Genomic DNA, 8,373 nt, shown 5'->3' with positions numbered 1-8,373 from the left:
AAAACTTCCAGCTCCACTACTTTTACGGCGAGAATGAAAATGCCATCCGCACCCAGGTTTGGTGCACGCTGATCGCCCAGCTGCTCATGACCGTGATCCAAAAGATGGCCAACACCCAGAAAGCATTTTCGGTGGTGGCAACGCTAGTCCGGATACACCTGATCAGCCTACTCGATGTTTTTGAGCTGCTCCGCAGCACCAAGCGGGACTACTTAAATAAGCGAGGTTCGCCAGATTTATACGGTCAAATTAAACTTATTTTCTGAGGGGTGCTTTTCTAATAATCAAAATCGTTGCCTGTGTTTATTGGGATGCAGAGGCAATAAATGAATATTTAGAGTTTAGTCGGACAGTAGTGATTTATTTTCTTAAAGAAAAGGTTCTCCAACTATTTGTGTATGTAAAACTTATTTGTTTCAATTTATTTTTCCATCAACCATACTGAGCCATAAATTCCTATTTTTGTAGTAAATACTACATTATGCTTCTAGTTGTTAATAACCTATCCATCTCCTTTCCGGGCCAACCTAAGCCTGTTGTAAACAACCTTTCATTCGCCATAAATGAGGGGGATTGCCTTGGAATTGTAGGCGAATCGGGATCGGGTAAATCGTTGACAGCAATGTCGCTTGCGGGATTACTTCCACCTAATGCTATGGTTTCTGGTGAGATTATATTTAGCAAAGACGCTAAGAATCGTAACCTACTTACGTGTTCCCAGTCGGAAATCGGAAGGTTAAGAGGTGCTGAAATAGCCTATATTTTTCAAGAGCCGATGACCGCGCTCAACCCATCTATGAAGTGTGGAAGGCAAATTTCGGAAATGCTTAGTTTACATACAACTCTATCCTCCAGCGAAATAAAGCAAAAAACGCTATCTTTACTTACCGAAGTACAGATTGCCGATCCGCTTAAAGTTTTCGCAAGTTATCCCCACCAACTAAGCGGAGGTCAGCGCCAGCGCGTAATGATTGCAATGGCCATTTCTGGGTCTCCATCATTACTTATTGCCGATGAACCAACAACCGCGCTGGATGTTACCGTCCAAAAAACCGTAGTAGAACTCATCAATAACCTCCGCATAAATCGAAATATGGCCGTTCTATTTATCACCCACGATTTGGGCGTAATTGCTGAAGTTGCCGACAGGGTGATGGTGATGCGCAAAGGTGAAAAAGTGGAGGAAGGAAATACGGCAGACATTCTTACTCACCCTATAACTGAATATACAAAGGGCTTAATGGCATGCCGACCCTCCCTTTTAATTAGTCAAAAATACCTTCCTGTATTAAACGACGAGGGAAAATTAATACTCCCAGACGAACTCGCCGACCAAAAGGAGGTGGCCGAAGTTCCACCTACGATTCTTCTTTCCATAAAAAACCTCTCTATTCGGTACAAACTTCCAAGTAAAAACCTTTTTGCCAAGAAGAAATATTTTCATGCCCTATCAAATATAAACCTGTCGTTATATAAAGGGGAAACGCTCGGACTAGTGGGTGAATCGGGATCGGGAAAAACCACCATTGGACGCGCCATATCCATGCTTATTGAGGAGCGAAGCGGAGGGATTACATACAAAGGAAGGGAAATCAATACGCTGAAAGGGTCAGACTACAAGCAATTCAGGAGAAATGTGCAACTTATTTTTCAGGACCCATTCTCATCGCTAAACCCGAAGCACACCGTTGAGAATATTCTTTCTGAACCTATGCTGATCCACAAGTTAACGAGTGGTGCACAAACAAAAAAGAGGGTTCTCGAACTTTTGAATGAAGTAAACCTACCCGAAGGCAGCGAAAGAAAATACCCCCATGAATTTTCCGGCGGTCAGCGTCAGCGTATATGCATTGCACGTGCCTTGGCTGTAGATCCCGAATTAATCATATGTGACGAATCGGTGTCGGCTCTCGATGTTTCCGTCCAAGCCGGAATTCTAAATCTTCTAAACCGATTGAAGGCAGAAAAAGGACTAACCTACCTTTTCATATCCCACGACCTCTCGGTAGTTAAGCATATGAGCGATAGAGTAATCGTACTAAAGGATGGAGCTATTCAAGAGGAAGGATTAAGCGACGATGTTTACCTGCATCCATCGAGCGAATACACCAAGCAGCTAATTGCCTCTATCCCTGGGATTAAGCAACCCCAGGAGTAATTGCTTAGAGCACTTTAGTCAAAAAAACCATTATTGTTTTTTTCGGACTCAATATCGGCCGCCATCACAGGGCAATCAATATCTACCGATAGCGATACAGGCTTCGCAAATATGCTGGATCCATTTATCCCAAGGGAAGGATCGGCATAAACCTTTTGAAGGAACATCCCCCAAATCGGAAGAGCCATACTCGCGCCCTGTCCTTGCGTAATACCTTCAAAATGAATTGCCCTATCCTCGCCACCTACCCATGCTCCTCCCACTAAATTAGGGGTGATACCCATAAACCAACCATCAGATTGATTATTTGTAGTTCCTGTCTTACCTGCAAGAGGTCCCGGAAGCTGGTAGCGATAGCGTAACCGACGTCCGGTTCCATGATCAATAACCCCTTGAAGAAGATTAATCATTAAGTAGGCGGTTTGCTCGCTTATAGCTTCGTTTTTCTTTGTTTTGAATGTAGCCAACACATTCCCGTTTTTATCTTCAATTCGAGTAACGTATAACGGATCGATATGAATTCCTCTGTTTGCATAAGTGGCATAAGCCCCAACCATCTCAGCAACAGTAAAATCGGATGTCCCAAGGAATATGGATACAACCGGATCGATAAAACTCTTTATCCCCAACTTATGGCTTATCTCTACAACATTCTGAGGATTAAACTGCTTCATCAACCAAGCGGATATGTTATTGACCGAATTCGCCAAGCCCCACTTCAGGGTTACCATTTGTCCATCGTAGTCAGTATCGCCAGAGTTCGTAGGAGTCCAAGTAGAATCTCCAACCACAAATGTCTGAGGAACATTGGGTACCAAACGGCACGGAGAATAACCCTCCTGCATAGCTAAGGTATATAAGAATGGCTTTATAGTAGAACCTACCTGGCGCTTACCCTTGGTTACCTGATCGTATTTGAAGTAACGATAGTTGGGGCCTCCCACGTAAGCCTTTACATAACCAGTATGTGGATCCATAGCCATAAACCCTGCCCTCAGGTAACGCTTGTAGTGTTTAATGCTATCCAATGGTGTCATAACTGTATCGCGCTCTCCCTTATAGGTGAATACAGTCATTGAGGTTTTTGTGTTGAAACTACGCTTGATTTGCTCCTCCGATAGACCGTTTTGCCTTAAATAATAGTAGCGCGGTGATTGCCGCATTGCTTGTTCAAGGATCCTCTCCACTTGGTCACGCGGAACATCCCGTGAGTATACTGGGTAGCCTTTGCTCTTCTGTTCTTTGTCAAAAGCCGGTTGAACGCTTTGGGAAAGGTGAGCCACAACGGCCTCTTCGGCGTACTCTTGCATTTTGCCGTTTAGGGTTGAATAAATCCGCAACCCATCGCGGTATATATTATAAGGTGAACCATCCGCTTTAATGTTTTTATTGCACCAGCCATACAGTGGATTGGTCGCCCACTCCAATGAATCAGTCTTATAACTATCCTCCGAAATAAAGTTTTCCTTAACCGGTTCCGTTGCAGTAAGTATGATCCGTAGTGTCTCCCTGAAATAGGTAGCCAACCCCTCATTATGATCCTGAACTTGGTAATGGAGCACTACTGGCTGTTTCTTTAAAGAATCAGCCAAAACATCTCCAATAAATCCATAGCGTGCCATTTTTTCGATAACGAGATTTCTCCGCGCCAGCGATCGCTCGGGATTCCGGACTGGACTATAACGGGTTGGCGCATTTACCAAACCGGCCAGCAAGGCCGCTTGCTCGATGGATAAACTATCGGGGGAGGTATTAAAGTAAGTTTTAGCCGCTGACTTTATCCCAAACACCGTTCCACCAAAAGGAACAGTATTAAGATACATAGAAAGAATCTCGTCCTTAGTATAGTTTCGTTCCAACTTTACTGCGGTAACCCATTCCTTTAATTTAGCAAGAACAAGCTTTGATTTGCGCGTTATGCTCAACTGGTTATGGCTGGTATCGCGGGGAAATAAATTTTTGGCCAACTGTTGTGTCAGCGTTGAACCACCACCGGCATCCCTATCGCCCATTACGATCGTCTTAACCAAAACACGACCTAATCCTCTGAAATCAATTCCAGAGTGGCTTCTAAAACGAACATCCTCAATCGAAATGAGCGCATTTTCGATATTGGGCGATAATTCTTCGTAACTGGTATAGGAACGATTCTCAATATAATATTTTCCTAAAAGAACATTATCTTCCGAATAAACTTCTGATGCTAAATTACTTGTTGGATTCTCAAGGTCCTCAAAGGATGGCATTGGCCCAAAAACCTCAAGGGTGATAAGCGTAAAAAGCACGACTGCTACCACCAAGGGAAATGCCAATATGGCCCAGAACCAGATCAAAAACTTCTTCTTAAAACTTAACGAATTCTTCATTGGATCTATGTTTTCATAAACAACCGTAAAAATAGAAAATAAATTTTGAAGATAGAGATCTAATTGATTTACTTTGTGCAATTCAAAAACAATAAGGGGGATGCAGGATAATCTGGTAATTGTGGAATCGCCTGCCAAGGCCAAGACCATAGAAAAGTTTTTAGGGAAAGACTTTCTCGTAAAATCTTCGTTTGGTCATATACGGGACCTTTCTAAGAATAAGTTAAGCATCGATGTTGACAACAACTTCGAGCCTTCTTACACTGTAGACGTGGCTAAAAAGAAGATGGTTACCGAGCTAAAAGAACTGGCTGCAAAGGCAAAGATAGTTTGGCTCGCATCTGATGAGGACCGTGAAGGGGAGGCCATTGCTTGGCATTTAAAAGAAGTATTGGAACTCGACCCCGCCAAGACCAAGCGGATTGTTTTTCATGAAATTACGAAGGAAGCTATCCTTAATGCCATAAAAAGCCCAAGGCAAATTGACCAAAATCTTGTTAATGCACAACAAGCTCGCCGTATACTCGATAGGCTCGTTGGTTATGAAGTTTCCCCCATCCTTTGGAAAAAGGTAAGGCCATCCCTCTCGGCAGGTAGAGTGCAATCGGTTGCTGTTCGGCTTATTGTGGAACGTGAGCGCGAAATCATGGCCTTTGCCGCTACATCAAACTTCCGCATTCAAGGCCTCTTCACCAGTGTAAATGGAGACTTAAAGGCCGAACTCGATCGACGATTTACCATGCTCGATGAGGCGAAGAGATTTCTAAATCATTGTGTTACGGCTCGGTTTACCATAGAAGATATCTCCAAAAAACCAGCCAAAAAATCACCCGCTGCCCCATTCACCACTTCCACTCTACAGCAGGAAGCGAGCCGAAAACTAGGTTTCTCTGTGGCTCAAACCATGACAGTTGCTCAAAAACTATATGAAGCCGGTTTGATTACCTACATGAGAACCGACTCTGTAAACCTTTCAGATACCGCACTTACTGGCGCTCAATCGGTTATTGAGGCGATGTATGGAAACAAATATCACTTACTTCGTCGGTTTAAAACCAAATCGAAGGGAGCACAAGAAGCACATGAGGCTATTCGTCCCACCTATATGGAAAACACCTCAGTAGAGGGAACGTCAACAGAGAAAAGACTTTACGACCTAATATGGAAGCGCACCATCGCCAGTCAGATGGCCGATGCTGCCATCGAAAAAACCACCATAACCATTGGAGTATCCGATGCAAAAGAACGATTTGAAGCGGTAGGCGAAGTTCTTCTTTTCGATGGATTTCTAAAGGTTTACATTGAAGGCACTGACGACGAAAACGAGGATGAGTCCAGCACGCTATTACCAAAGGTTACCGCTGGAGAAAAACTTTCCTCCAAGTATATAACCGCAACCGAGCGGTTTACTCAGAAACCACCTCGCTATACCGAAGCCAGTTTAGTTAAGAAAATGGAAGAACTCGGTATAGGACGACCATCAACCTATGCTCCTACTATTTCAACAATAGCCACAAGAGGCTATGTGCTTAAGGAGGATCGTGATGGCTTGGAACGAAGTTTCACCATTCTAAAACTCACGAATGGGAAAGTTCACCAAGAGTTGAAAACAGAAATTTTCGGAGCCGAAAAAAGCAAACTGTTCCCTAGCGATATCGGCATTCTGGTTACCGACTTCCTTACCGAACACTTTACCTCCATCCTAAGTTACGATTTCACTGCTAATGTAGAAAAAGAGTTTGATGAGATAGCCCTTGGGACTATCGAGTGGACGAAAATGTTACGAACATTCTATACCACCTTCCACACAAAAGTAGAGGAAACAACCCTCAACTCCCAGCCAAGCAAGGGAGAGCGCCTAGTTGGATTAGATCCACGAACAGGCAAGCAAATCTACGTCCGAATTGGACGTTTTGGCCCAATTGCACAGCTTGGTGAAAGCGAAACAACAAGTGGAGAGAAGCCTCAATATGCCAGCCTTCAGAAAGGCCAACTCATTGAATCATTAACCTTGGAGGAGGCGCTTAAACTCTTTGATTTACCGCGAAAGTTGGGCCAATATGAAGAGGAGGAAATTACCGTTGCCATTGGCAAGTTTGGCCCGTATATAAAGCATAAATCAAAGTTTTTCTCCATAAAGAAAGATCAACACGACCCCTATACCATAACCATAGATGAGGCCATAACGCTTATTAAGGAGAAACTCATTGAGGATAAAAACAAGATTATTACCGAATTTAGTGAGAAAGCCGGATTAAAAGTTCTTAACGGACGATTTGGTCCATACATTACCTTCGAGAAGAACAACTACAAAATCCCCAAGGGAACCGATCCGGCAAGCCTTAGCCTCGATGACTGCTTGAAAATTATTGAAGAAACCGATGCGAACGGTGGCCCAAAAAAGGGAAAGGCCTCAAGATTTGCCAAATCCACTAAGGTGGCAGCAAAACCAACTAAAACAACGAAGACCACAAAAACAAGCAAACCGAAGAGTGCAGGTGCGGCAAAAACAACTAAACCGAAAACTAAAAAGTAGGGAATGACGTTGGAAGATATTCTCGAACCTGTAAGCAACGCCATACTAGCCGAGGCAACTCGGCTACTTCCATCCACTTTAGCCCGTTCTATCTTGCCCATAATACCAGGGCTCACAAGTATTGCGGAGGCTGAACTTTTGTTGCTGGGCGTTTATGCCGAACCAAATAATCAAGGATGGTCGCCAAATGAGGTTAGAAAATCTCTTTACCAACTTTTTTCTCCACACGGATTAGGCCGCGTGGCCGATTTAGGAAATATATCGAACCTTCTTAGCGCAGACGAACAGACAAAAGCCCTTGAATATATTGCAGAATACTGTGCCCGCGAAAAAAAAATCCTAGTCGTATTTTCGCCAAATCAAAACCACACACTGCCACTTTATATAGGCTTGAACAACTCCCACAAAGATTTGGGAATAACAATAATTGATAGTTCTATAGACATGGGCACCATGCTTGGGGATAAACCAACGCCCCAATACATTTCATCGATACTGGAGAATGCAGCCGATACGCCTAAGTTTATATCGGTGATAGGAATACAAAGTTACTTAACCAACCCAATGAATGTAGACCTTTCGAGCAAGATGTACCTCGAACTACTCCGGCTTGGCGAACTTCGTGCCGACCTGAAAGCGGCCGAGCCAATCATCCGGGATGCCAACCTTGTAAGCTTCGATATGACTGCCATTCGATATGCAGACAACCCTGAATGCATAGCAGCTGGACCAAATGGACTTTATGCCGAAGAAGCATGCCTATTGGCCCGTTATGCTGGATTTGCCGACAAGGTTGACCTTTTTGCTGTCTTTGGAGACTTTTTGCCTTCATCACAAAACATTTCCACACAACTTGCAGCTCAGCTATTGTGGCACTTCCTTGATGGTTTTGCTAACCGAAAGCACGAATATCCACTGACCAACTCCAAAAAACTCGAAAAATACATAGTGAAACTTGGCAGGGATGACGAGGAACTTGTTTTTTATAAAAGTAAAAAAACAGATCGATGGTGGATGGAAATTGATTCCACAAAAAATAATAGTTCATTAGTCTCCTGTCGGTATGAAGATTACCAAGAAGCATGCCAACAAGATATACCATATAGGTGGTTGTTTTACTACAAAAAATGGAACTAAATAACCTTTTCATTGGAACATAAACCAATTAATTCAGTATATACTCCATGTTTCTTAATCTTTGAGAAGTATTTCATTATAACCTTAAATCCGCAGGTCAATTGCTAGGTTTTAAATCTTAGCGTATTTAGGTTTGCTTGGTGGATATTTTGCCATTTTTTTGGTTCGACATAGCC

Annotated in this window: 4 protein-coding genes and 1 pseudogene; 4 read left to right on the top strand and 1 reads right to left on the bottom strand. The window is 43.2% G+C overall.

Annotation, left to right across the window (positions count from 1 at the left end; all coding sequences use genetic code 11):
• Positions 1 to 266, top strand: a pseudogene (locus BLS65_RS18470) (hypothetical protein); the annotation flags it as partial.
• Between the two features lie 215 nt (positions 267 to 481).
• Entirely contained in the window at positions 482 to 2,158 is a 1,677-nt protein-coding gene (locus tag BLS65_RS16375) for an ABC transporter ATP-binding protein (RefSeq protein ID WP_092440895.1), read from the top strand.
• Positions 2,159 to 2,172: 14 nt separating this feature from the next.
• Here the strand turns inward: BLS65_RS16375 and BLS65_RS16370 are convergent, their stop codons facing one another.
• Entirely contained in the window at positions 2,173 to 4,524 is a 2,352-nt protein-coding gene (locus BLS65_RS16370; protein ID WP_092440896.1) for a penicillin-binding protein 1A, read from the bottom strand.
• A 100-nt stretch (positions 4,525 to 4,624) separates the two neighbouring features.
• On the opposite strand from BLS65_RS16370, the gene topA reads away from it, so the two are divergent.
• Both topA and BLS65_RS16360 read left to right on the top strand, forming a co-directional pair.
• On the top strand, positions 4,625 to 7,060 hold the full coding sequence (topA, locus tag BLS65_RS16365; RefSeq protein WP_092440894.1) for a type I DNA topoisomerase: 2,436 nt from the start codon (positions 4,625 to 4,627) through the stop codon (positions 7,058 to 7,060).
• A 3-nt stretch (positions 7,061 to 7,063) separates the two neighbouring features.
• Positions 7,064 to 8,197, top strand: a complete 1,134-nt coding sequence (locus BLS65_RS16360) for an arginase family protein (RefSeq protein WP_092440893.1) — start codon at positions 7,064 to 7,066, stop codon at positions 8,195 to 8,197.
• The last annotated feature ends 176 nt before the right edge of the window (positions 8,198 to 8,373 follow it).

It is taken from the genome of Williamwhitmania taraxaci (assembly GCF_900096565.1).
GTDB classification, from domain to species: Bacteria; Bacteroidota; Bacteroidia; order Bacteroidales; family Williamwhitmaniaceae; genus Williamwhitmania; species Williamwhitmania taraxaci.
The sequence above is the reverse complement of the archived record's forward strand: the minus strand, read 5'-3'. Positions and strand labels throughout refer to the sequence as shown.